Here is a 24144-nt window from a genome sequence, read left to right on the forward strand (position 1 = left end):
TATGGCGGGTTCGACTTTAGCCGGAGTTCCACAACATATCTCCCTGGCCCCGGAACAGTTGCTCCAAGGCGGGGAGGTGGTGGTCATTGTCGACGACGATGCCGCCATCCGGGAACCCCTTCGACGCTACTTCTCCAACCAGGGGCTGGCGGTGGAGGAAAGCGCCACCGGTGCCGGACTGCTCGACCTGCTGAAGCACCGGAAAGTGGCCCTGGTCCTGCTGGACATCGGCCTGCCCGATATCGACGGGGTTACCCTGCTGCCCCAGGTGGTGGAAAAAGACCACGATATAGCGGTGGTGATGCTAACCGGGGTGGCTGATCTGCAGGTAGCTATGGAGTGCATACGCCAGGGAGCTACCGACTACATCTCCAAGCCGGCCAATTTCGATCAGATTTTCCATGTTTCCCGCAAGGCCCTGGAAAAGCGGCGGCTGGTGTTGGAAAACCGCAAATACCAGGAAGAGCTGGAAGAGGCCCACTTCCGGCTGCGGCTGCTCCATCAGCTTTCCCTGAAGATGAACAACGTATATCTCAGCACCGTGGAACTCGATGAGATCCTGCAGGCGGTGCTGGTGGGGATTACCGCCCAGGAAGGGCTGGGCTTCAATCGTGCTTTCCTGGCCATGTTCACCGAGGATGAAAAAGAGCTGCGCGGGCATATGGCCATCGGCCCGGGGTGCCGCGAGGAGGCCGGCCGAATATGGGGGGAGATGCGGGAAAAGGGCATGGACTTTGGTCAGATCGTGCAGGATATCCGGCAACGCTGCAACGATGACGACTCGCAAGTTAACCGTATTGTCCGGCATCTTACCGTGTCGGCCGAAGAAAAGGACAACCTGCTGATCAGGGCGGTGAACAGTCGCCGCAGTGTCCTGGTTTCCCGGGACTACGGCGGGATATCCCTGCTGCTGAATCGTGATTGGGGTAACGGTGAGGAGGATGGCGATGGGGGACACCTGCCCGCCGGCGAGTCGGTGCCGATACCCCACGATCTTATCGGTACTCTGGGTGAAGGCAGCTTCGTGGTGGTCCCTCTCTATTCGCCCGGACGGGCCTTTGGGGTGATCATTGCCGACAACTACGTCACCGGCCGGAGCATCACCGGTGTCCATGTCAGCGCCCTGGAGCTTTTTGCCAGCCAGGCCAGCTTGGCCATCGAGCAGAGTCATCTGTACCAGGAGATGCAGCAGCGGTTGGCGGAACTTGAAGCCCTGTACGACGAACTCAACCGCAGCAAGGATCTGCTGGTGGAAGCCGAGCGTTATTCGGCCATCGGCCAGATGGCGGCTCAGCTGGTGCATACCATCCGTAATCCCATTACCTCCATCGGCGGGGTTTCCCGGATTCTGCAGAAAAAAACCGACGATGAAAGCTGGGGCAAGTATATCAAGGTGATTACCCGGGAAACCGCCCGTCTGGAGTCCACCTTAAATGAGCTGTTTGACTTTGTCAGTCAGGTCAAGCTGGAAAAACATCCCCTGCAGCTTTGTGATCTGGTGAACAAGACCTTGTTGCTGCTCCAACAGGAGATTAAACGTCAACAGATCAAGTGGCATATCCAGTGTCCGCCCGATGGAATGACCGCCCGGGCCGATGAACGCCAGATGCGGCAGGTCTTTTTGCAACTGCTGAAAAACAGTGTGGAGGCCATGCCCGACGGCGGTGTTTTGACCATAACCATCAACGAGGAAGAGGGGCAGGCGGTAATCCGGATCTGCGACACCGGTACCGGGCTGCTCAGTTCCCAGGTGGAACGGGCCCGGGATCCGTTCTTCACCACCAAAACCTATGGCACCGGCATGGGTCTGACCTTGGTGGAAAAAGCCGTGGAGGCCCACGGGGGCACTTTTACCCTGAAGACGGCCAAAACCGGCGGAATGGAGGCAACCGTCCGGATTCCCCTATGAAGATCGGTGAACAGACTTTTCCCGCCCGGCCGCCTGAAGGTCGAGGTGATGCCCAGCCGGCCAGCCGCAGTGCCGGTCCGGCTGCAGCCTGGGAGCCTGGGCGTCTGGTCCAGGGCCGGGTGGTCAGTGCCGGTGCCGATGGCCGGGTGGTGTTGGAACTGGGCGGGGAGCGGGTCAGTGCCCGCAGTTCGGTTCCTTTGACCCCGGGCCGGGAATTCTGGTTTGAGGTTCGCCAGGGGGGCAGTGAGCCCCGGCTGGCTTTGGCGGATAATAAAGGGGCCATGTACCGCTTTCTGCAGCAAGCCGCCGGTGGCCTTGGCGACTTGAGCCGGCTGGGGCAACTTGCCCCCCTGGTCAAGACCGCCGGCTTGTCGGCTGAACCGGCGGATCTGCTGGCTCGGCTTGCCCTGGGGGCGCAACCGGCTCCGGAAAAGCTTATTCAACTGGCTTCCTGGCTGCGACCGGGAGGAGGGGTAGGGGCCGGCGGCGGCTGGTCCTGGCCCACCAACGTTACCGGTAGCGCACACTCCCCCGCCACCCTCTCCGGGCAACTGCAAGCGATGCTGGCGCTGTTGCGGCAACAGCCGCCGGCCGGAGTCGACCGGGAGATGATGGCCGCTTTAGGCAGGGTCAGCGGTATGCTGGAGGCCATGGCCGGGATGAATGAGCAGCCGCCGTCTCTCCAGCAGTCGCCCCTGTGGCTGTTGCCCTGTTTTTTTGCCCTTGATGCCGGGGCCGGCAGCTGGCTGTTAAGCCAGGAAGAAACAGGCCAAGAGGAGGGGGAAGAGACCACGATCCTGGCCTTTTTTCTGGAGATGAGCCGGCTGGGTGAACTGCAGTTGCAGGCCCGGCTGCAGGGTGAGCGGCTGGAGGGGGATTTTTTTCTGGCCCGGCCCGAGGCTGTCGCCTTTATGCGGGGACGGCTGGGGGATTTGCGAGAGCGCCTGGCAGCACTGGGTTATCAGGCCGATTTCCGCTGTCGGCTAAGCGCGGGACCACTACTGCCGGCCCTGAAAGAGACCCTGGAAAAAGCTGCCGGCGGCGGTGAGCAGCGGTTGATTGATCTTAAAGCTTAAAGCGTTGGCGTTGTGGCCCCGGTCGGCGACCTGATGCCGGTTAAGGGCAACGCAAAAGTGAAGGTGCTGCCCCGGCCCGGGCCCTCGGAACCGGCCCGGATCCAGCCGCCGTGGTGGGCCACTATTTTCCGGCACAAAGCCAACCCCACCCCGCTGCCCGGATATTGCTCCCGGCTTTGCAGGCGGGAGAATACCTGAAACAGGCGGTCCTTTTGCGCCGGGTCGATGCCGATACCCCGATCGCTGACCGCTACCTGCCAGTACCCGTCGCGGATCAGGCTGTTTACCTCAACCTTGGGCTGCTCTTCCGGTCGGTGGTACTTAAGGGCGTTATCAAGCAGGTTCTGAAGCAGCCGGGTGAGTTCGTCGCGGCTGGCGAAAACCTCCGGCCAGTGACCGCTGATTTTAATCTCCGCCTGTTTTTCTTTGATCACCGGATCTAAAAAGAGGACTGCTTCGTCCAAGGCCCGGCGGCTGGCTACAGGCTGCATGGGTTCGGTTTTGCGGCCCACCCGGGAGTAGTCCAGGAGGGCCACAATCATGTTGTCCAGCCGTTGGGCGCCGGCCACCGCGTAATGCAGTGATTCGGCTTCGGCGGCACTTAAGCGCGGACCCAGCTGTTTGGCCAGCAGTTGCAGGTGACCGGTGATCATCCGCAGCGGCTGGCGCATGTCGTGGGAGATGGCGTAAGCGAACTGGAACAGTTCGGCGTTGGAGCGCTTGATTTCACCTTCCGCAGCTTTACGGGCGCTGATGTCCACCAGGATGCCTTCGGCGAACAGCGGCTTACCCGGTTTTTCGCTTACCAGGCGCGCGCTTATGGCTACCCAGATGGCCGTTCCGTCCCGGCGGCGCATGGCAACCTCGAAATCCTGCACCTCCCCCCGTTCTTGCAGGGTCTGCCACAGTTGCTGCCGGTCTTTGCCGTGCAGATACAGCTGTTTTGCCACGTTGGCAATGTCCTGCAGCATCTCACCAGGCGAATCATAGCCAAAAATTTTAGCCATGGCGGAATTAATCAGGTAAAAACGCCCTTCCGGGCTGCTCTGGAAAATACCTTGCAGAGATTGCTCAAAAATATTGCGGTAACCTTCCTCGGCCTCTTTGAGGCGTCGGGTCTGCTCCTCCAGGCTGGCGGCCATGCGGTCGAAAGCCTGGGCCAGTTGACCCAACTCGTCGGGGCTGTGGGGCAAGTCGCTGCGAGCGGCCAGGTCGCCTTCATTGAGACGCCGGGTGGCGGTGACCAGCTTGCCCAGCGGAGTCAGCAACAGGTGACCGCTGAACATCCAGATCAGTATCAGGGCGGCCAGAATGGCGCCGCCCAAAAGTCCAAGATTGCGCCACAAAGCCCAGCGGCTGGCCTGCAGGGCTTCTTCTTTCAAGATGGCAATATGGATGACCATGTAGGGCTCGGTGGTATGGGGGAGAAAAAATTGCCGGTAGGCGAACAGGCGCGGGCGTTTATCTCCACCGGGATAAACCACGGCGCCCTGTGGTTCGGGGCCGCTGAAAAAAGACCAGGCATGGTCCGGCACCTCTTCGCCGCTGGGGAAATGGTCGGCGGGTGGAAAGCGAAACAGCCGCCGGCCCTGGTGGTCCAGAATCCCCAGCACTGTTTGCGGGGGCAGTTCGGCTTTCAGGAAAGTGTCGACGAACAGTTCAAAGCTGTAGCCGGCCTGGATTACCCCTGCCAAGTGTTGTCGGTCATCGTAAATCGGTAAGGCGAAGCGGAAGCTTGGGGTGCCGGTGATTCTGCCCATACTGTATTCTCCGGCCGCCAGCCGGCCGGTGGCCACCGCTTGGCGAAACTGTCGGCTGGCGGCGATATTGAACGGCTCCACCGGCCTCCCGGCGGCCACCAGGTCCCCACGGGAATCGAAAAGCCCGATATTGATCAGGTGAGGCAGAGGTTCCAGCAGTTCGGCAAAAAAGTAACCGCAGGCCTCAGCGTCCAGATCTTCCACCATGGGTAACCGGGAGATGGTTGCGAGCATGGTGCCGATGGATTCCGTCAGCAGTTTTTGCTGCTCGGCCAGAGTGTCCACCAGCAGGATCGCTTCCCGGTGGCCTTCTGCAATGGCCTCCTGGTGGCGCTCATGGCCGGTGTAGTAAATGATTGCCAGGGCTGGGGTCAGGGCGGCTGCCAGTAACAGCAGCAGCTTGTTGCGAATGGAGGGGCGAAAAAGTAGCTTCACGTTTTCTCCAGATTAAAGCGGCAGGACAGCCCTGAAAACGAAAAAATTTTTCACAGGTAAAAAGTGCAAGATACTTTCTTGTAATGGAAAAAGGCCAAGCAAACAAGCGGGAAAACAGGGAAAAGAGATAATGGGCGGTCAGGGAGAGGCCCCGGAATAAATAACGGCATAAAAAAAGGGGCTAACCTTCGCAGATTAACCCCTTGCTTTACCTGGCGTCCCCAACCGGATTTGAACCGGTGTTGCCGGCGTGAAAGGCCGGTGTCCTGGACCTGACTAGACGATGGGGACCAAGATGTAATACCTGGTCGGCGCAAGGGTTGGCGGAAAAGTTTCAACCGGCCGGCTGCCTTCCGCCTTGTCGATGGTGGGTCGTGTTGGACTCGAACCAACGACTCTCTGCTTAAAAGGCAGGTACTCTACCAACTGAGTTAACGACCCCCCTTGCTGAGACGCACTTTTTTACAACAGCCCGCAGCCGATGTCAAGTGAAAGCTGGAGTATTCCCAAAGGTCCGCCAAGGTGGCGCCCATCCCGGTGCCAAGACCAATGACTTTGGTGGATCTCCGGGGGTATTCCGGTCGCCCTGGTGAAAGTGCTTGTCGGCGGCTCCGGCGTCTGCTATTTTGCACTTTTTTTGTATATAGAGTCCCAGTTTATCAACCTGTACGCGGAGAAACATATGGGAATCATGTCCCGGGCGGGCGGTTTTGTCCGTTACGCGGTGGAAGGCGAGATGCCGGAGAACTTCTGGGATTTTGCCGCCGAGCGGATCGCCGCCCACGCCTTTCGCGATATCGACGACGCCTTCGACGAACAGTCGGTGGGCTGGGTTTCCCTGGCCAGCATGTTTGACCACGATTTCAGCCAGGGGCCCTTTGCCGTGGGTGATTACCTGGCCATGAGCATGCGGGTGGACGAGCGCAAGGTGGCGGCCCGGATCTTGAAAAAATTCTGCCTCAAGGAAGAGGATCGGCTGAAAAAAATGCACCAGGTGCCCAAACTCAGCCGGGCCCAGAAGATCGAGATCAAGGACAACATGCACCTGATGCTGCTGAAAAAGTCCTTTCCGGCTCCGGCGGTCTACGACCTGTGCTGGAACCTGGCGGCGGGCACCATCCTCTTTTTCTCCGGCAACCAAAAGGCCCAGGAAACCTTCGAGGAGCTGTTTCGCAACACCTTCGAGCTGGGCATTATTTTGCAGCCGCCCTATCTGGCCGCCGAACACCTGCTGCCGCCGGAACGGCATGACCGCCTGGCGGACCTGAGCCCGGCGGTTTTTGTCTAAATTATCTAAAAGCGCCGGCCTGCCGGTTGACACATAGGAGTAAAAGCGTGGATCTGGTCGACCTGATCGAAGAAAAGCATTTCCTGGGCCAGGAGTTTCTGCTCTGGCTCTGGTACAAGAGCGAAGAGCGGGGCGGGGCGGTGATGGTGCCGGAGCTGGGCCGGGAGATCCTGGTGGTGTTTGAAAAACACATGCTGCTGGAGTACGGCGAGGGCGAGGCCCACGAAAAGCTGGTCTGCCGCGGCCTGATGACCGAGCTCAAGGAGGCCCGGGCCGGCCTGGCCCTGGGCAAGAAGCCGGAGCAGGCCCGGATTCGTTTTGAAATCGACAACCATGAGTGGAGCCTGACCTTGAAGGCCCGCCTGTTTGAATTCCAGAACGTCCGCCTGCCCAAGACCGAAACCGGCAGCGGCGACAGCGACGACCCCATGGAAGTGGAAGGTCGGCTGCTGGACCAGATCGGTCTTTATGAAACGGCCCAGCGCACCATCGACCAGCTTTTCCGCGCCTTTCTGGAGCTGCGCTGCGGCGAACAGTGGCCGGCGGAATTGGAGCGGGTGCAGCAATGGGTGCGCAAAGGAGTTAACTAAAACCATGGAACTGGAAACCGTCATCGGGCTGGAGGTGCATGCCCAGCTGAAAACCAAGAGCAAAATTTTCTGCGGCTGCAGTACCGAGTTCGGCCGCCCGCCCAACAGCAACACCTGCCCGGTCTGCTTAGGGATGCCCGGCGTGCTGCCGGTACTCAACCGCCGGGTGGTGGAGTTTGCCATCAAGCTGGCCCTGGCCACCGACTGCACCGTCAACCGGCGCAACATCTTCGCCCGCAAGAACTATTTTTACCCGGACCTGCCCAAGGGCTACCAGATCTCCCAGTTCGACCTGCCCATCGCCGAGCACGGAAGGCTGACCATCGAGCCGGAAGGGGCTCCCAGCCGCCGCATCGGCATTACCCGCATCCACATGGAAGAGGATGCCGGCAAGCTGATCCACGACGAGCGCGAACCCCAAAGCTATGTCGATCTCAACCGCACCGGGGTGCCGCTGCTGGAGATCGTCAGCGAACCGGATCTGCGCACGCCGGCCGAGGCCGCCGCCTATCTGCGCAAGCTGCACGCCATCGTGCGCTATCTCGATATCTGTGACGGCAACATGCAGGAGGGCAGCTTCCGCTGCGACGCCAACATCTCTCTGCGCCCCAAGGGGCAGCAGGAGTTCGGCACCCGCACCGAACTCAAGAACATGAACTCCTTCCGCAACGTGCAAAAGGCCCTGGAATACGAGGAGCGCCGCCAGCGCGACCTGCTGCTGGACGGCCGGGAGGTGGTCCAGGTCACCCTGCTCTGGGATGCCGACAAGGGGGTCAGCCAGGCCATGCGCTCGAAGGAAGAGGCTCACGATTACCGCTACTTTCCCGACCCCGACCTGGTGCCGGTGGAGATCAGCGAGGCCTGGCTGGAAGAGGTCCGCGCCGGCCTGCCGGAGCTGCCTTTGGCCCGCAAGACCCGCTTTATTGAGCAGTTGGGGCTGCCGGACTATGACGCCGAGGTGCTGACCTCCAGCCGCGAACTGGCCGACTATTTTGAACAGGCCCTGGCCGCCTATCCGGCGGCCAAGAAGCTCAGCAACTGGATCATGACCGAGCTGATGCGGGTGCTGAAGGGCGATGAGGGTATCGACATCGCCGCCTGCCCGGTCAGCCCGCCGCACCTGGCCCGCCTGCTGACCATGGTGGACGAGGGGATGATCAGCGGCAAGATCGCCAAGACGGTGTTTGAAGAGATGATGAACACCGGGGCTGCCCCCGATGCCGTGGTCAAGGAAAAGAACCTGGTGCAGGTCAGCGACGAGGGCGAGCTGCTGACCGTGGTCCGTGAGATCATCGCCGCCAACCCGGCGCAGGTGGAGCAGTTCCGGGGCGGCAAGAGCAAGGTCATGGGCTTTTTCGTCGGCCAGTTGATGAAGCAGACCAAGGGCAAGGCCAACCCGCAACTGGCCAACGAGCTTTTCAGCCGGGAACTCCAGGGAGAATAACCCCAGCCAAAAGTCATCCTATGACCAGTAAGAGCAAGGGCAAGAGCAAGGCTCATCTTGTCGGCGATAACGGTGGGTTGCAGGCGGCGGCGCCGGTCGATCCTGCACCCGGCGTCGGCCGGCAGCACAAGGGAGAAGGGCACCGCCAGCGGCTGCGGGACCGCTTTCTGGCCCATGGCGCCGACGGCCTGACCGACAGCGACATGCTGGAGCTGCTGCTCACCATGGGCACCCCGCGCCGGGACTGCAAGGAGCCGGCCCGGCAGTTGCTGGCCCGCTTCGACAACTCGCTCAGTCGGGTGCTGGACGCCTCCCAGGCGGAACTGGAGCAGGTCAAGGGGGTGGGGGCCAAGAACGCCTTTGCCGTCCACTTCGTGCAGGCGGTGGCCCGGCGCTATTTGCGGGAGCGCCTCATCGGCAAGGAGTACCTGCGCTCCAGCCGGGAAGTGGGGGATTACCTGCTGCACGCCATGCGCGGCCTGAGCCGGGAGACCCTGGTGGCCATCCTGCTGGACGCCTCCTACGGCATCCTGGCGCTGGAAGAGATCGCCACCGGCACCCTCACCGCCGCCTCGGTACACCCCCGGGAACTGGTCAAGGCCGCCATCAAGCACAACGCCGCAGCGGTGATCCTGGCCCACAACCACCCCTCCGGCAACACCAGCCCCTCCGAACAGGACCGCCGCCTGACCCGGCACCTCTTCCTGGCCCTGGCCCTGTGTGAAATTCAACTGCTGGATCACTGCATCGTCGGCGCCGACCAGCGCCCCTACAGCTTTGCCGACCACGGCCTGATGGAGGAAATCCGTCGCAACTGCCAGCCAATAATCCAGGAAACCCCCGGCGGGTAAACGTTTACCTTTTGCGCTCCCTTTTAATTGGCGATGTTATACTACCGCCGTGAAGCCGCCCATGGAACAAAATATCGGGCCCGTTGCCGGCCCGGCCGGGCTGTATGTGCATATCCCGTTCTGCCTTGGCAAGTGCTCCTATTGCGCCTTTGTCTCCTGGCCCTGCCGGCGGCCCCCCGCCGGCTATCCGGCGGCGCTGCTGAGCCAGGCCCGGCAGTTGGCGGCCCTGCCCTGGAGCCGGCAGCGGTGCTTTACCACCATCTTTATTGGCGGCGGCACCCCCACCATGTACCCGGCCGCAGTGCTCAACGAGTTGCTGGCCGAACTGCGGCAACTCTTTGCCATCAGCCCGGCGGCGGAAATCAGCCTCGAGGCCAACCCCGACACCCTGCGCCCGGAACTGCTGGCCGAGCTGCGACGAGGTGGCTTCAACCGAATCAGCCTCGGGGTGCAGAGCTTTACTGACGAGTTACTGCAAAAAATCGGCCGCCGCCATGATGCCGTCGGTGCCCGCCAGGCGGTGGCCTGGGCCCGGCAAGCCGGCTTTGCCAACCTCAATCTGGATCTGATCTACGGCCTGCCGGGGCAAAGCCGGCGTCAGTGGGCCGCCGACCTGGCTGTTGCCCTGGAACTGGCCCCGGAACACCTGGCCATCTACCAGTTGACCCCGGAAGAGGAGACCCCCTTGGGCCGGGCCGTGGCCGCCGGCGAGCTTGTACTGCCGGATCAGGATCTCTGCGCCGAGTTTGAGCAGGATGCCCGCCGGTCCCTGCTGACGGCTGGTTACGAGCATTACGAGGTGGCCAATTATTGCCGTCCGGGTTACGCCTGCCGTCACAACCTCAATTACTGGCACAACGGCTCCTACCTGGGTTTGGGGGCGGCGGCAGTCTCTTGTCTCGCCGGGCTGCGACTGATGAATGTGGCCTCGCCGGGCCGGTACCGGCGCCTGCTGGCCGCCGGCCGGGCGCCCTATGCCGAGGCCGAGGCTTTAGGGCTAGCGGCCAGCTTTCGGGAAACGGTGATCATGGGCCTGCGTCTGCGTCGGGGGCTGCGCCTGGCCGAACTTGAACAACGCTTTGCTTTGACGCCGCGGCACTATTATGGAACTATCCTCGATGAACTGATAGCCCAGGGTCTGCTGGTGATGGACCACGAAAGAATAGCCCTGAGCGAACGGGGCTTTGCCCTGGCCAACCAGGTTCTCCATCGCCTGGTGTAACTGTCCAGCTCATTCTGGCACGTAATTGAACAGCCGTGCCCCAGGTTGCGGTAAGCCAAGTCGGCGTAGCGTACATCAGGTACTCAAGCCGACCTGATCGCCGCAAGATGGGGTGCTGCTGGACAGTTACCGCCTGGTTTAGATTAACACTCAGCCGTGTCGCAACAATATGGCCAAAAATAAAACCGTATACGTCTGCAGCGCCTGTGATGCCGAGGTGGGCAAGTGGGCCGGCCAGTGCGCCGACTGCGGCCAGTGGAACACCCTGGAGGAGCGCCGGCCCGAGCCGGCCCTGCTGCCAGGTCGTCGGGACGGCTACAGCGGGGTGGTGACCCCGGTGCAGGCCATCGACGAGGTGGAGCTGGCGGAAACCCCCCGCATCAGTACCGGCTTGGCGGAATTCGACCGGGTACTGGGCGGCGGCCTGGTGCCGGGGTCGGTGGTGCTGGTGGGTGGTGATCCCGGGGTGGGCAAAAGCACCGGTTTGCTGCAGGTAAGTTGCGCCCTGGGCGGCGGCCGCCGGGTGTTGTATGTCTCCGGCGAGGAATCTCCCCGCCAGATCGCCATGCGCGCCCGCCGCTTGGGGCTGCCCCAGGAAGGGGTAATGCTGCAGGCGGAAACGGTGGTGGAAAACATTCTGGCCACCGCCGCCGAGCTTAAACCAGGGGTGCTGGTCATCGACTCGATCCAGACCATGCAGGTGGGGGCCCTGAACTCGGCTCCGGGCAGTGTCACCCAGGTGCGGGAGGCCGCCGCCCTGCTCACCCGTTTCGCCAAGCAGAGCGGCACCGCCGTCTTCCTGGTGGGCCATGTCACCAAGTCCGGTGATCTGGCCGGGCCCCGGGTGCTGGAGCACATTATCGACGTGGTCTGCTATTTCGAAGGCAACCTGGACAGTCGTTACCGCCTGCTGCGGGCGGCCAAGAACCGCTACGGGGCGGTCAACGAACTGGGGGTCTTTGCCATGACCGACAAGGGGTTGCGGGAGATCAGCAACCCTTCGGCCATCTTCCTCTCCCGCCAGGAGGAGATCACCCCCGGCAGCCTGGTGACCGCCCTGTGGGAGGGCAGCCGGCCGCTGCTGGTGGAGCTGCAGGCCCTGGTGGACCAGTCCCGGGCCGAGATCCCCCGCCGCCTGGCCGTAGGCCTGGAACACAACCGGCTGGCCATGCTGCTGGCCGTACTCCATCGCCACGGCCGGCTGGCCACCTACGACCAGGACGTCTTTATCAACGTGGTGGGCGGGGTGCGGGTCAGCGAAACCAGTGCCGATCTGCCCCTGCTGCTGGCGGTGGCCTCCAGCCTGCGCAACCGGACCCTGCCGGCGGACCTGGTGGTCTTTGGTGAGGTGGGCCTGGCCGGCGAGATCCGGCCGGTGCTCAACGGCCAGGAACGCCTGCGGGAGGCGGCCAAGCACGGCTTCAAGCAGGCGCTGATTCCCAAGGCCAACCAGCCGCCGGAGAAAATCCCCGGCATGGAGGTAATCGCCGTCGGCAAACTGGCCCAGGCGCTGGAAATCCTGCCCGCAACCCCTCCCGTCGGCTGAAGCGGCGAGAGTGGCATTGACATCGGGCCGGGGTAATGGTAAATATCTCCCTTCTGCCCGAGCTTCTGCCAGGAGGAGTGGCCGAGTGGTTTAAGGCGGCGGTCTTGAAAACCGTTGTACGAAAGTACCGTGGGTTCGAATCCTACCTCCTCCGCCACCCCACCGCTGTAGCCGGTAAGCCAGCGGGCATAAAAAAGATCATGATTGCTGCGGAGAGATGACCGAGCTGGCCGATGGTGCTCGCCTGCTAAGCGAGTGTAGGGTTTAAACCCCTACCGAGGGTTCGAATCCCTCTCTCTCCGCCACCCCACATAATCCGGCAAGCTCCGGACCCTTCCTATTTTGTGTTTTGATCCAATGGGTTTCCGCTTTGGTAGCTTACCAAAGCTTTTTGTGAAAGTCTGTTGGGGCGCAAGTAAAAAGCTCCCAAGATGGGAGCCTTTTACTTGCGGTGTCATTCATTACCGGTATTTTTTACAGATTACGCAATTCGCCTTCGCTAACGGTGATCTTGGCTTCCTGGAGCAGGTGTTGGATCCAGGTGTCGATCATGGCTTCCTGTTTGGCCATCAACAGGTCGTTTTCAACAGGCTCGGCCCAGCGCTGGAAGAGGTCTTCGTCGGCCGGTCGGCGCTGTTGCAGTTTGAGGACGTAGAAGCTGTCGTTGGCCGATTGAACCGAGGCCGGGACCGGGTTTTCCGCCGTCAGGGTCAGGCTGGTACGGGCCACCCGGGCGGGCAGGTCGGTGGCGGCGGCGGTGGCCTGGGAAAACCAGGCGGACTCCCTTACCCGGTAGCCTTTTGCCGTGGCCAGGTTTTGTAAATCTTTCCCTTCCCGCAATTCGGCCAGCAACTCTTCCGCCGCCCGGCGGGCGGCTTGGGCCGACTGTTCCTCAATGAGATCTGCCCGGACCCGGTCGACGACGTCTGATAGCGGCGGCGTCTGCGGCTCTTCCCGCTCCTGGACGTAGATGATGGCGTAGCCGTCCCGGGTGGTGATGATGGAACTTAGCTCGCCCCGGTTCAAATCAAAGGCGGCGGTCACCGCCTCCGGGTGGCGGCGCAGATCGGCCGGGGGCTGTCCCTCGGTGAACATCCCGGTGCTTTGCAGGCTGACTCCGCCTTCTTCCGCACCCCGCGCCAGACTGCCGGTGGTCAGGATGCTTTCATAGACTTCGTTGGCTCGGTTGAAGGCCATCTGCCGGCCACGGCTGCGCAAAATTTCCCGGCGGATTTCCGCTTCCGCCTCGGCCAGGCTGATGTTCTGCGGGGCTTGAATTTCCTCCAGCCTGATGATATGGAAACCCAGCGAGGTTTCCACGATGCCGCTGATCTCGCCGGGTTCCATGGCAAAAACCGCCTCTTCCAGGGGCTCGAGCATTTCGCCTCGGCGGAAAAAACCCAGGTCGCCGCCGCCCTCGGCGCTGCGGTCCTCGGAGTAAAGCAGGGCCAGCTCACGGAAGTCCTGGCCGTCCCGGGCCAGTTCCAGCACCGTTGCCGCCTGCTGCCGCTGGCGGGTCCGGGTTTCTTCGGGGGCGTCGTCGCGGCTGCGGATCAGGATATGACTGGCCCGCCGCTGCTCGGGGGTGTCGAAGCGGTCGCGGTTTTGCTCGTAGTAGGCGATCAGATCTTCTTCATCAAGGCTCATCTCCACGTCGTCGGCGGGGAACAGCAGGTAATCGAGGCGCACCCGGGGCGAAGTGAGATAGCGGCCGGTGTTCTCTTCAAAATAGGCTTCAATTTCTTCCCTGGTGGGGTCCTGGGCGGTGCGGAAATCGTCGGCCTGCAGGCGCAGGTAGCTTATGCGCACCTGGTCGTGATCGCGGTGGAAACGCTCTCGCACCTCCTCTTCGCTGACCCGGGCAAAGCCCATCAGGTGCTCCAGGATTTTGCGGCGCAGCAGGTCGGTGCGCAGCCCGGCTTCAAACTCATGGACGCTGAGCCGGCTGGCGGCCAGAATATCGCGGTAAAGCTGCATGCTGAAACGGCCGTTTTCGGTGAACTCGCCCATGCTCTGAACCGCCTGCTGCAACTCCTCACTGCTCACCGGCAGGCCGGTGTCGCGGGCGCTCTGCAACAGTAAAGTTTCCTGCACCAGTTGCGTGAGAACCTGCTCCCGGAGGCCCAAAGCCTCGATCAGCTCGCTGGGGATGGCCCCTTCAAACTGATCCCGGTACTGGCTCAGGGTATCATCGTAACGGCGCTGGAATTCACGGGAGGAGATGGGCTGGTCGTTGACCGTGGCCACCGTGCCCGGCTCGCCGTTGCCCCCCATCTGGGGGACCCAGAGGATGAAGACCAGAATGATGATGACCACGGCGGCCTGGATGATGGGCGAACGGGCTTTACGGCGCAGTAAGGAAAGCATGGGTGATCCTTGCAATGTTTTTTGGAAATAGTGAGCATTCAGGCCTTTTACAGCTTGTGCCGGCTTCTGCTAAGCAGCCGGATAATCTAATTTTTTTCCGTCGATGTGTCAAGGTTATTGGTCTTGCCAAAGGGTGAGTGCCGCCAAGCCCGGCAGTGGCACACGCTCGGCGGTTTTTCTGCGCCCCTGGGTTGCCCGCTGCTACCGGGCTTGGCGGCACCCGTCCAGCGGCAAGACGCTTGACGTTGCCTACTCGGTGGAGGCCAGGTTGGAACCGGTTTTCAGGTTGACCCGCAGGGGTACCGCCAGTTCCATGACGTTTTCCATGGCCTGCTTGACCAGTTGGCCCACCGGCACAAGTTCCTCTTCCGGCACCTCGAAGATCAGTTCGTCGTGGATCTGCAGCAGGGCCTCGGCCTTGAAGCCGCCCCGGCGCAGTTCCCGGTCGCAGACGATGGCCGCCAGTTTGATAATGTCGGCGGCAGTACCCTGGATGGGGGTGTTGATGGCGGTGCGTTCGGCAAATTCCCGGCGCATCTTGTTGCTGCTGGCGATCTCCGGCAACTGCCGGCGCCGTTTGAGCAGGGTGCGGACAAAGCCGTCGCGCCGGGCCTGTTCGACGATTTCGCCCATGAAGCGGCGCACTCCCTGGTAGAGCTCGAAATAGCGGTCGATGAAGACCTGGGCCTCCTTGCGGCTGCAGTGCAACTGTTCGGCCAGGCCGAAGGCGCTCATGCCGTAGATGATGCCGAAGTTGATGGTCTTGGCCACCCGGCGCATGTCGGCGGTGACCATGGCCGGGTTGACCCGAAAGATCTCGGCGGCGGTGCGGTTGTGGATATCCTGGTCCTTTTGAAAGGCCGCAAGCAGCATGGGGTCAGCGGAGTAATGGGCCAGCACCCGCAGGTCGATCTGGGAGTAGTCGGCGGCCAGGAAACGGTGCCCGGCGGCGGCGATGAAGGCCCCTCGCAGGCGGCGACCCTCCGGGGTACGGACGGGGATGTTTTGCAGATTGGGGTTGCTGCTGCTCAGTCGGCCGGTGGCGGTGACCGTCTGGTTGAAAGAGGTATGAATGCGGCCGTCGGCCGGGTTGATCAGGGTGCTCAGCTTATCGACGTAGGTGGACTTGAGCTTGCTCAGGTTGCGTTGGGCGATGATCGCCGCCGGCAGGTCGTGGTAGGCGGCCAGCCGCTCCAGCTCCCGGATGTCGGTGGAGTAGCCGGTCTTGCCCTTGGTTTTGCGGCCGTGGGGCAGCTTGAGGCGCTCAAAGAGCACCTCGCCCAGTTGGCGGGGGGAGTTGATGTTGAACTCGGTGCCGGCCAACTGGTGGATTTTCTCGCTCAGTCGTTCCAGCTCCCGGCTGAACTCGGCGGCCAGCTCATTGAGCAAGCCGGCGTCCACCATGATACCCACCCGTTCCATGCACGCCAGGATGGGCAGCAGGGTCATCTCCACTTCATAGAAGAGTTCTTCCAGTTCCAGTTCGGCCAGCCGAGGTTGAAAAATATCCCAGAGCAGGCGGGTGGCGGCGACGTCCTCGCAGGAGTATGCGGCGGCGGCCTCGGGGGCCACGTGGGCGAAGGCCTCCGGTCGGCGGTCGCGGTCGGTGACCTCGGCAAAGGAGGTCAGTCGCCGCTGCAGCAGCTCTTCGCTGAGCACATCCAGGCCGTGGGAGCGGCGGGAGGGGTCGATGAGGTAGGAGGCCAGCATGGTGTCCGCTAAAGGCGCGGCCAGGGGCATGCCGTGGCGGTGCAGCACCTGCAGGTCGTACTTGAGATTGTGGCCCAGTTTGAGGCGCTTGGTATCGGCCAGCAGGGGAGCCAGGGCCCGGCGTACCTCGGCCAGGGGCAACTGGTCGGGGGCCGGGGTGCCGTCCGCCCGGCGGTGGGCGATGGGCAGGTACCAGCATAATAAATTGCTGTCCGACCCCGATTTTTCCCACGATTTTGCTTGTTCGTCGGCGGCAGGGGTGGTTCCGTTTACCCGGCCGGCGGCCAGGGTTAGGGAAATGCCCACCAATTCGGCCTGCATGGGGTCCAGGGAGGTGGTTTCGGTATCGATCACCAGTACCGCGGGGTCGGCGGCCAGTTGCTCAATAAGTTCCTTGAGCCGGGCCGGATCGTTGATCAGCTGAAAATCATCGCTGGCGAGTTTTTCCGCCGGCAGTTCGCTTTTGAGCAGGCGGGTGAATTCCAGTTCGGTGAAGAGCTGCCGCAGCTTTTCCTGGTTTGGCGGCGGCAGGGTGTAGTCGTCGAGGTTGGTGGGTAGTTCAAGGTCGTCCTTAAGCCGGATCAGCTCCCTCGCCAGCCGGGCGTCGTCCCGGTGGGCAACCATTTTTTCCCGCAGCTTGGCGGCGCTGATCTGGTCCAGGTTGGCAAACAGGTTATCCAGGCTGCCGAACTGGCCGATCAGCTTGGCCGCCGTTTTCGGGCCCACCCCGGGCACTCCCGGTACGTTGTCGGAGGTGTCGCCGATCAGGGCGAAGTAATCCAGCAGGTGCTCCGGTGGCACCTGGTATTTTTTGGCCACCGCCGCCGGGTCCATGAGCGTGTCCTGCATGGGGTCCCACAGGGTCACCCAGTCGTTGACCAGTTGCAGCAGGTCCTTGTCGCCGGAGACGATGATCAGCGGCTGGTCGGGGCCGGCCAGCCGGCGGGCGGCGGCGGCGATCAGGTCGTCGGCCTCCACCCCGCGCTGTTCAAGGGTGGTGATGTGATAGGCGCTGACTACTTCCTTAATATAGGGAATCTGGCAGGCCAGGTCGGCCGGCATCTCCGGTCGGTTGGCTTTATATTGCGGGTAAATTTGGTGGCGGAAGTTGGGCCCCTTGGCGTCGTAGGCGATGGCCAGATAGCGGGGGTTTTTTTCGCGGATCACCCGCAGCAGGGTGGTGGTGAAGCCGTAAACGGCGTGGGTGGGCTGGCCGGCGGCGTTGCTCAGCGGCCGGATGGCGTGATAGGCCCGGTAGATGTAGGCACTGCCGTCGATAAGATAAAGGGGCTCCCGGCTGCTCATGGCTGGCGATCATACCAGGGCCGGGCGGTCTTGTAAACTTTACGCTGACTCGTTAAAATAGTTTAAAGTTTGCCCCAGCCGATCCGATATGTTAGTACACGGACTTAATAAGGGTATGGTGTTGCGCCTTGGGAACGCTTTCAGCGTTGGGGCGAAAACGACGGACAATTTAAGTGTAGACAGTCGGCGGCGCCGACTGAAAAGATGGCGGCACGGAGGCTGCCATATTGCGCGGAAATTCACGAGGCGGCGGATGTCGTCGCGGCGGGGTGACCGGGAGCAGGGACCATGAAGCTGACAAATATCTTTCCCCAGTTAAAGACCGACAAGGTGGATCAGGTCAAGCGCCAAGAGCCGGCTTCGGCCGCTAAAGAGCCCGCCGGAACCGCGCAAGGGGTCGACAAGGTCAACCTGTCCGCCGGGACCCAGGATATTCAGCGGGTCAAGGAGGTACTGGCCCAGACGCCGGAGGTCCGTGTGGAAAAGATTCAGGAACTGAAAGGCCAGATCGAGCGTGGCGAGTATCAGGTGGACGCTGATGCCGTGGCCGAGCGCATGCTGCAGACCCTGATTTCCGACCAGTCACTGTCGTAACATAACGATAATAACTTCACGCCCGGCGACCTCGCCGGGCCCGGGATTTTTTCTTTTGCTGCCGGGCCCGAGTCGGTTTTTCGGGTTTGCCGGAACCGCCTTCGTCGGCGGTTCTTTTGATTAAGCGCTTGCCGGGCACCGCATTTTGCGCCGCCTGGTAAGCGCTTATTTTTTTGCTGGCCTCAGACGGTTGTGACCGAGCCAGCAACCGGCGCGCGCCGGCATACAGCAGGGCGTAAAAGAGCAGGGCCAGGGCAGTCCAGAGGGCGGCGATGGCGGCAAAGATTTGGGGGGCCTTCATGGTGGTGGTCATCAGTGAGTCCTGGTAGTAAAAAAACCAGGGATAATCGGGCGGAAAAACCCACTCGTGCAACCGGTCGAAAATCTCCTGGGGCCCCTGCCACCACAAAAGCAGCCCGCCGGCGCCCAGCAAGAGCAGCCAGGCCAGAGCAACACCGCCCGGCGGAGGCAAAGACAACCGCCGCCACCACAGCAGCAGGCCCAGCAGCAGGGCCGCTGCGGTAAACCACCAGCCGGCGGCGGTCAGCGCCGCCACCAGCCTTTCCACGTCTTTGAGATGGCCGACCTCCTCGGCCCGCAGGAATTTTCCCAACTCCTGGCCCGTAGCGTCATGGTACACCGCTTCGGCCAGCGGCTCATCCTGGCCCTGAATGGCCCGGGCAATCAGGCCGAAAAGCCGGCGGTGTTCCGCCGGCGTGGTAACCGCGAAATCCGCCCGCCCCTGCCGGTTTTGCGGGGCATAATGGGCGATATGGTCCTCAATGGCCAGTATCCGGTACCAGACGGGATAAAGAAAATCCACCCGCGCCAGCAAAAGCCAGCCCAGCAGCAAAGCCACCGGCAGCAGACACCCGGCCAGCAGCCAGCCGGGCAGGGTCCGCCATCGCTCAAAGTTAAGGGTAAAGAAAGCCATAATCCTTGAATAACCTACACAAACCAAAAATTAACAAAAGCGCCCGCAAAAGGTAAAACTTGCCGCAGTGCCGCAGATTGCGGCAAGCGGGACGGCGCCGCGTACCCCAGGTACGCAAGTCGTCCCGATCGCCGCAAGCTGCGGTGCTGCGGCAAGTTTTCAGGTGCGGAGCGTGGCGGAGCGGGCGTGCCCCGTCAGTCCTTCCAGCCGAGCCAGGCGGTCGATGGCCTTCTGGTCGGCCAGCAGGGCCTGCTTGCTGTAGCTGATCAGGCTGGATTTCTTGACAAAGGTCTCCACCCCCAGGGCCGAGGAGAACCGGGCCGTGCCCATGGTGGGCAGCACGTGGTTGGGGCCGGCCAGGTAGTCGCCGACCGACTCCGGGGTGTATTTGCCCAGGAAAATGGCCCCGGCATGGCGTACCTTGGGCAGCCAGGCAAAGGGGTCGGCGATCATCAGTTCCAGGTGCTCGGGGGCCAGCCGGTTGGCCAGTTCCATGGCCTCGTCGAGATCGGCCGCCACCAGCAGGGCACCCCGCTCGGCCAGGGAGCGGGCGGCGATTTCCCGGCGTTCCAGTTGCGGCAGCTGTTCGGCCACGGCGGCGGCAATTTGGCCCGCCATCGCCTGGTCGGTGCAGATGCACAGGGCCAGGGCCTGGGGGTCGTGTTCGGCCTGGGCCAGCAGGTCGGCGGCCACGTAAGCGGGTTCGGCGGTGTGGTCGGCCACCACCAGCACCTCGCTGGGGCCGGCGATCATGTCGATGCGCACCCGGCCGGAAACCTGGCGCTTGGCCTCGGTGACATACTGGTTGCCCGGGCCCACAATCACATCCACCGGGGCGATGCTCTCGGTGCCGTAGGCCAGGGCGGCGATGGCCCAGGCGCTGCCCGCCTTGTAAATCTCGGTGATGCCGATTTCCCGGGCGGCGGCCAGCAGGGCGGGGTTGACCTTGCCTTCGGCATTCGGTGGGGTCAGCATCACCCGGCGCTTGACCCCGGCAATCCCGGCGGGAATGCCGTTCATCAGCACCGAGGAGACCAACGGCGTGCTGCCGCCCTGGCCGCCGGGCACATAGAGGCCGGCGCTATCCACCGGGATCACCAGGCGGCCGGTAATCACCCCGTCTTCCCGGGTTTCGATCCAGGACTGCTCCCGTTCCCGTTCGTGAAACTGGCGGATGCGTTTTTCCGCCCGCCGCAGATGCCCCAGCAGTTCCCGGTCTACCTGGCGGCAGGCCTCATCAATCTCCGCCTCGCTGACCCGCAGTTGGCCAAGTTCGAAAGCGGGCGAGTCGAAGCGGCGGGTGTATTCCACTAGGGCGGCATCGCCCTGGTCCCGGATTTGTTGGATAATTTCGTTAACCTGGCCGCGGCATTTATCATCGGCCAGCTGAAAGCGGTCGTAAAGGGCGGCCAGGCGGGCCTGCCCGGCCTTGGAAGCGGTGCTTACGGGGGTTAAGGCCATGGTATTGTCCTCTTAAAAAGTTTGTGTTTCCAGCTCATTCAAAATTATTGGTTACGGCCCCCGTCCAGTCTCCATGCGATTTTGACGTTGCCCGGTGTTTCATTAACGGTTGCGGGCCAGATGGTCATAGCGGGCGGTCAGGGGGTAGCGACGGCCGGTCCCGAAGGCCTTGGCGCTTACCTTTAGGCCAGGTGGCGCCTGGTGCCGCTTGTGTTCGTTGCGGTGGATGCGCTGGATCACATCGCTGACCACCGGTTCGGGAAAGCCCAGGGCGATGATCTGGGCCGCGCTGCGCTGCTCCTCCAGGTAGGCCTGGAGGATGGGGTCCAGCACTTCGTAGGGCGGCAGGTCGTCGTCGTCCCGCTGGTCGGGGGCCAGTTCGGCGCTGGGGGGGCGCTCGATGGTGCGTCGGGGGATGATTTCCTGTTCCCGGTTGACCAGGGCCGCCAGGCGGTAGACCATGGTCTTGGGCACGTCGGCCAGCACCGCCAGGGCGCCGCACATGTCGCCATACAGGGTGCAGTAGCCCACCGCCAGCTCCGACTTATTGCCGGTGCTCAGCAGCAGTCGGCCGCTGCGGTTGCTCTCCGCCATCAGCAGGTTGCCCCGGATGCGGGCCTGCAGGTTTTGCTCCACCAGGCCGGGTAGCGGCTCGTTGCCGGTCAGCGGGGCCAGGGCCGGACGGTAGGCGGCCAGCACCTGGTCGATGGGCAGCACCGCATACCCCAGGCCCAGGTTGGCGGCCAGGGCCCGGGCATCTTCCTGGCTGGCGGCCGCCGAGTAAGCTGACGGCAGGGCCAGCCCCAGCACCTTGGCCCCCCCCAGGGCCCGGGCGGCGATCACCGCCGTCAGGGCCGAGTCCAGCCCCCCGGAAAGGCCGAGAATTACCTTGGAAAAGCCGCACTTGCGGACAAAATCGCCGGTGCCCAGGACCAGGGCGGCCATGATTTCGGCGGCTTCCGGGTCATGGTCGGCGCCGGGCAGCGCGGCGCCGGCATCTCCCGGCTCGATGATGGTTGTCGTTTGTCCGCCGGCAATGTTTTCCCGCCGGTCACCGCTGTCAGTTGCTGCCGTTTCTTGGCAAGCGCCATGGTTAGGCGCCATGGTGTTTGCGGTTGCCGGAGCGGCGACCGGGGTGGTGGCACCATCACCGTTTTCGCCCCCCGGGCCCGTTTGGGGCAGCGAAAAAATCTGCAAATCTTCTCGGAACCGGGTCGCCCGGCAGGCCACTTGGCCGTCGGCGCCCACTACCAGGCTGTCACCGGCAAAGATCAGGGAATCCTGCCCCCCCACCTGGTTGACAAAAACCAGCGGGATTCGGTAGCGGCGGCAGATAGCCTGGAAAATTTGTTCCCGCCGGGCCGTTTTACCGCTTTCAAAAGGAGAGGCGGCAATATTGAGCAGCAGGTCCGCCGGGGGGCTGGTGGTGCCGGTGGCCTCTTCCGACGGCCCCAGCAATTCGGCCACCGGGTCATGGTGATAGGGCCGGCGTGATTGTTCAGCCGGCCCGGCCGTCTGCCGGGTTAACGGGTCATCAACGGCAACGGGCCGGCTGGGGGGGAGGGCAAGGTGGTTCCAGACATCCTCGCAGATGGTAATGGCCAGGCGCCGCCCCCGGAAGGTATGGATTTCCCCCGGTGGCCCGGGCTCGAAATAGCGGCTTTCATCGAAGACGTCGTAGTTGGGCAGCAACCGCTTGCCGGCGGTGGCCAGGATCTCGCCGTCGGCAAAGAGCAACGCCGCGTTGTGCAGCGGCTTGCCGGCGGCGGGATTGGGCAGCAGGGTGCCACAAAGCACCCCGATGCCCCTGATTTCCGCCAGCAGCCGCGCCATGGCCCGCTCATGGGCGGCCAGGAAGGGCGGTCTTTCCAGCAGGTCTTCCGGGGGGTAGCCGCAGGCCGCCAGCTCCGGCAGTACGGCCAGCTCGCAGCCCAGTTCGGCGGCCTGGCGGCAGCGCTTGATGATGAGGTCGGTGTTGTGCCGGAAGTCACCGATCCGCGGGTTGATTTGTATCAGGGCCAGCTTCATGTCCGGCAACATAGCATAATTTGTTGCCCCAGACCAGTATCTTGCCGGGTCTTGTTGGCATCTCGCGCTCTGTTGCCACAACCATTAGCATTGGCAACCCTTATCAAAATTGTCATTTTTCGTAACTGTCCAACAGCACCCCATTTTGCGGCGATCAGGTCGGCTTTAGTGCCTGATGTACGCCACGTCGACTTGGCTTACCGTAACCCGGGGCATTGCTGAACAGTTACGTGCCAGAATGATCTGGATAGTTACCATTTTTCTTGCAAAATCCTGGTGAACGGCTAAATTTGCAGTCTTGCGGTCACCTGTGTCTGATCAAAGAATTTTGAACCAAGGAACACCATGGAATTCACACCCAAATGGTTGGCCTGGGAAATCACCCGGCGTTGCAACCTGAAATGCGTTCACTGTCGCTCCTCCTCCGAGCTTGAGGCCAAGGAGCATCCCGACTTCAGCTTTAACGAAGCCAAGCGCATCCTGGATGATATCGCCTCCTATGCCTCCCCGGTGGTGGTGCTTTCCGGCGGCGAGCCGCTGCTGCGCGACGACGTCTTCGAGATAGCCGCCTACGGCACCGGCAAGGGGCTGCGGATGTGCCTGGCCACCAACGGCACCCTGGTTACCGACGAGGTCTGCCGTCGTCTGAAAGAGGCGGGCATCCGCATGGTCTCCCTGAGCCTGGACGGGGCCGACGCCAAGGTGCATGACAACTTTCGCAACCAGCCCGGGGCCTTCGACGGCACCATTAACGCCGCCCGGCTTTTCAGGGAGTACGATATTCCTTTTCTGATCAACTCCTCTTTCACCAAGCGCAACCAGACCGAGATTCCCAAGGTTTACCGGCTGGCCAAGGAGATGGGGGCCAAGGCCTGGTACATGTTCATGATCGTACCCACCGGTCGGGGCGAGGATATCATGGCCGAGCTGATCAGCCCGGAGGAGTACGAGGAACTGCTGGAATGGCACTACCAGATGGAGAAGCAGGAAGACGAACTGCTGGTCCGCCCCACCTGCGCCCCCCACTATTACCGGGTGGTGCGGCAGAAGGCCAAGGAAGAGGGCGAGAAGTTCCAACAGCGCACCCTGCAGTTTTCCACCGGCGGCTCCAAGGGCTGCCTGGCCGGTCAGCTTATCGCCCTGATCGACGTGGATGGCAATGTTTTGCCCTGCAGTTATTTTCCCCTGGCCGCCGGCAACCTACGGCAGCAGTCGTTTCAGGATGTCTGGGAGAACTCGAAGCTGTTCAAGGATATGCGTGATTTTAAAGGCTACAAGGGGCGCTGCGGCAGTTGCGAGTACGTCAACGTCTGCGGCGGCTGCCGGGCTCGGGCCTATGCGGTCAGCGGCGACTACCTGGCCGAGGAGCCCTTTTGCAGTCATCAGCCCCTGAAGATGGCGTAAACGCCGTAAATGAACAGCCGCACCCCACCTTGTCGGCGGCTATCGCCGACTGGCCAAGCGCTGGTACTCTTTGCTGCCAAATACCGTCGCGAAAGCAAGTGGTGCTGGCAAGCTTTATCCCGCGCGGGCGATCAGCCAAGCCTACGTATACAGGTACGCGGCGCTTGGCTGCAAGACCTCATCTGGGGCACTGCTGAACGTTTACAGCCCGTTAAATCAA

16 protein-coding genes and 4 tRNA genes are annotated in these 24144 nt (G+C 62.4%); 12 read left to right on the forward strand and 8 right to left on the reverse strand.

Annotation, left to right across the window (positions count from 1 at the left end; translation table 11 throughout):
- The first annotated feature begins 1 nt into the window (after window position 1).
- Entirely contained in the window at window positions 2–1909 is a 1908-nt protein-coding gene (locus P0N66_RS03360) for a response regulator (RefSeq protein ID WP_275802581.1), read from the forward strand.
- The gene (gene fliK / locus P0N66_RS03365; protein WP_275802582.1) at window positions 1906–2985 is read left to right on the forward strand and encodes a flagellar hook-length control protein FliK; all 1080 of its coding nucleotides are present in this window, start codon (window positions 1906–1908) and stop codon (window positions 2983–2985) included. The genes P0N66_RS03360 and fliK overlap by 4 nt, the downstream gene beginning before the upstream one ends.
- Here fliK and P0N66_RS03370 read toward each other — a convergent pair.
- From P0N66_RS03370 to P0N66_RS03380, 3 genes are all read right to left on the reverse strand, one after another.
- Entirely contained in the window at window positions 2982–5180 is a 2199-nt protein-coding gene (locus P0N66_RS03370) for an ATP-binding protein (RefSeq protein WP_275802583.1), read from the reverse strand. The two genes, fliK and P0N66_RS03370, sit on opposite strands and share 4 nt — an antisense overlap.
- Before the next feature lie 213 nt (window positions 5181–5393).
- Window positions 5394–5471: transfer RNA gene (locus P0N66_RS03375), tRNA-Glu, on the reverse strand.
- A gap of 74 nt (window positions 5472–5545) precedes the next feature.
- A tRNA-Lys gene (locus tag P0N66_RS03380) sits at window positions 5546–5621 on the reverse strand.
- Between the two features lie 241 nt (window positions 5622–5862).
- On the opposite strand from P0N66_RS03380, the gene rdgC reads away from it, so the two are divergent.
- From rdgC to P0N66_RS03420, 8 genes are all read left to right on the forward strand, one after another.
- On the forward strand, window positions 5863–6468 hold the full coding sequence (gene rdgC, locus P0N66_RS03385) for a recombination-associated protein RdgC (protein WP_275802584.1): 606 nt from the start codon (window positions 5863–5865) through the stop codon (window positions 6466–6468).
- A gap of 47 nt (window positions 6469–6515) precedes the next feature.
- Complete coding sequence (locus P0N66_RS03390) at window positions 6516–7058, forward strand: hypothetical protein (protein ID WP_275802585.1); 543 nt, start codon at window positions 6516–6518, stop codon at window positions 7056–7058.
- A 4-nt stretch (window positions 7059–7062) separates the two neighbouring features.
- Window positions 7063–8502 carry an Asp-tRNA(Asn)/Glu-tRNA(Gln) amidotransferase subunit GatB gene (gene gatB, locus P0N66_RS03395; protein ID WP_275802586.1) on the forward strand — a complete coding sequence of 480 codons (1440 nt, stop codon included), beginning with the start codon at window positions 7063–7065 and terminating at the stop codon, window positions 8500–8502.
- A gap of 20 nt (window positions 8503–8522) precedes the next feature.
- A complete protein-coding gene (radC, locus tag P0N66_RS03400) occupies window positions 8523–9353 on the forward strand; it encodes a RadC family protein (RefSeq protein ID WP_275802587.1) in 831 nt (276 codons plus the stop codon).
- Window positions 9354–9414: 61 nt separating this feature from the next.
- Window positions 9415–10575 (forward strand): radical SAM family heme chaperone HemW, encoded by a 1161-nt coding sequence (gene hemW, locus P0N66_RS03405; RefSeq protein WP_275802588.1) that lies wholly within the window; start codon window positions 9415–9417, stop codon window positions 10573–10575.
- A gap of 169 nt (window positions 10576–10744) precedes the next feature.
- Complete coding sequence (gene radA, locus P0N66_RS03410; protein WP_275802589.1) at window positions 10745–12121, forward strand: DNA repair protein RadA; 1377 nt, start codon at window positions 10745–10747, stop codon at window positions 12119–12121.
- 71 nt (window positions 12122–12192) lie between these two features.
- Window positions 12193–12278 (forward strand) — tRNA-Ser (locus tag P0N66_RS03415).
- Between the two features lie 54 nt (window positions 12279–12332).
- Window positions 12333–12426: transfer RNA gene (locus P0N66_RS03420), tRNA-Ser, on the forward strand.
- 169 nt (window positions 12427–12595) lie between these two features.
- Here P0N66_RS03420 and P0N66_RS03425 read toward each other — a convergent pair.
- Both P0N66_RS03425 and polA read right to left on the reverse strand, forming a co-directional pair.
- The gene (locus tag P0N66_RS03425) at window positions 12596–14488 is read right to left on the reverse strand and encodes a SurA N-terminal domain-containing protein (protein ID WP_275802590.1); all 1893 of its coding nucleotides are present in this window, start codon (window positions 14486–14488) and stop codon (window positions 12596–12598) included.
- Window positions 14489–14737: 249 nt separating this feature from the next.
- Complete coding sequence (polA, locus tag P0N66_RS03430; RefSeq protein ID WP_275802591.1) at window positions 14738–17503, reverse strand: DNA polymerase I; 2766 nt, start codon at window positions 17501–17503, stop codon at window positions 14738–14740.
- A gap of 288 nt (window positions 17504–17791) precedes the next feature.
- On the opposite strand from polA, the gene flgM reads away from it, so the two are divergent.
- Entirely contained in the window at window positions 17792–18097 is a 306-nt protein-coding gene (gene flgM, locus P0N66_RS03435) for a flagellar biosynthesis anti-sigma factor FlgM (protein ID WP_275802592.1), read from the forward strand.
- A gap of 16 nt (window positions 18098–18113) precedes the next feature.
- Here the strand turns inward: flgM and P0N66_RS03440 are convergent, their stop codons facing one another.
- From P0N66_RS03440 to P0N66_RS03450, 3 genes are all read right to left on the reverse strand, one after another.
- On the reverse strand, window positions 18114–19031 hold the full coding sequence (locus tag P0N66_RS03440; RefSeq protein ID WP_275802593.1) for a hypothetical protein: 918 nt from the start codon (window positions 19029–19031) through the stop codon (window positions 18114–18116).
- 159 nt (window positions 19032–19190) lie between these two features.
- Window positions 19191–20492, reverse strand: coding sequence for a histidinol dehydrogenase (gene hisD / locus P0N66_RS03445; RefSeq protein WP_275802594.1), 1302 nt, complete (start codon window positions 20490–20492; stop codon window positions 19191–19193).
- A 102-nt stretch (window positions 20493–20594) separates the two neighbouring features.
- Window positions 20595–22520, reverse strand: coding sequence for an NAD+ synthase (locus P0N66_RS03450; protein WP_275802595.1), 1926 nt, complete (start codon window positions 22518–22520; stop codon window positions 20595–20597).
- A gap of 345 nt (window positions 22521–22865) precedes the next feature.
- On the opposite strand from P0N66_RS03450, the gene P0N66_RS03455 reads away from it, so the two are divergent.
- Entirely contained in the window at window positions 22866–23924 is a 1059-nt protein-coding gene (locus tag P0N66_RS03455; protein ID WP_275802596.1) for a radical SAM/SPASM domain-containing protein, read from the forward strand.
- The last annotated feature ends 220 nt before the right edge of the window (window positions 23925–24144 follow it).

Origin of the sequence: Desulfurivibrio dismutans (assembly GCF_029210385.1) — a bacterium.
Classification (GTDB): Bacteria; Desulfobacterota; Desulfobulbia; order Desulfobulbales; family Desulfurivibrionaceae; genus Desulfurivibrio; species Desulfurivibrio dismutans.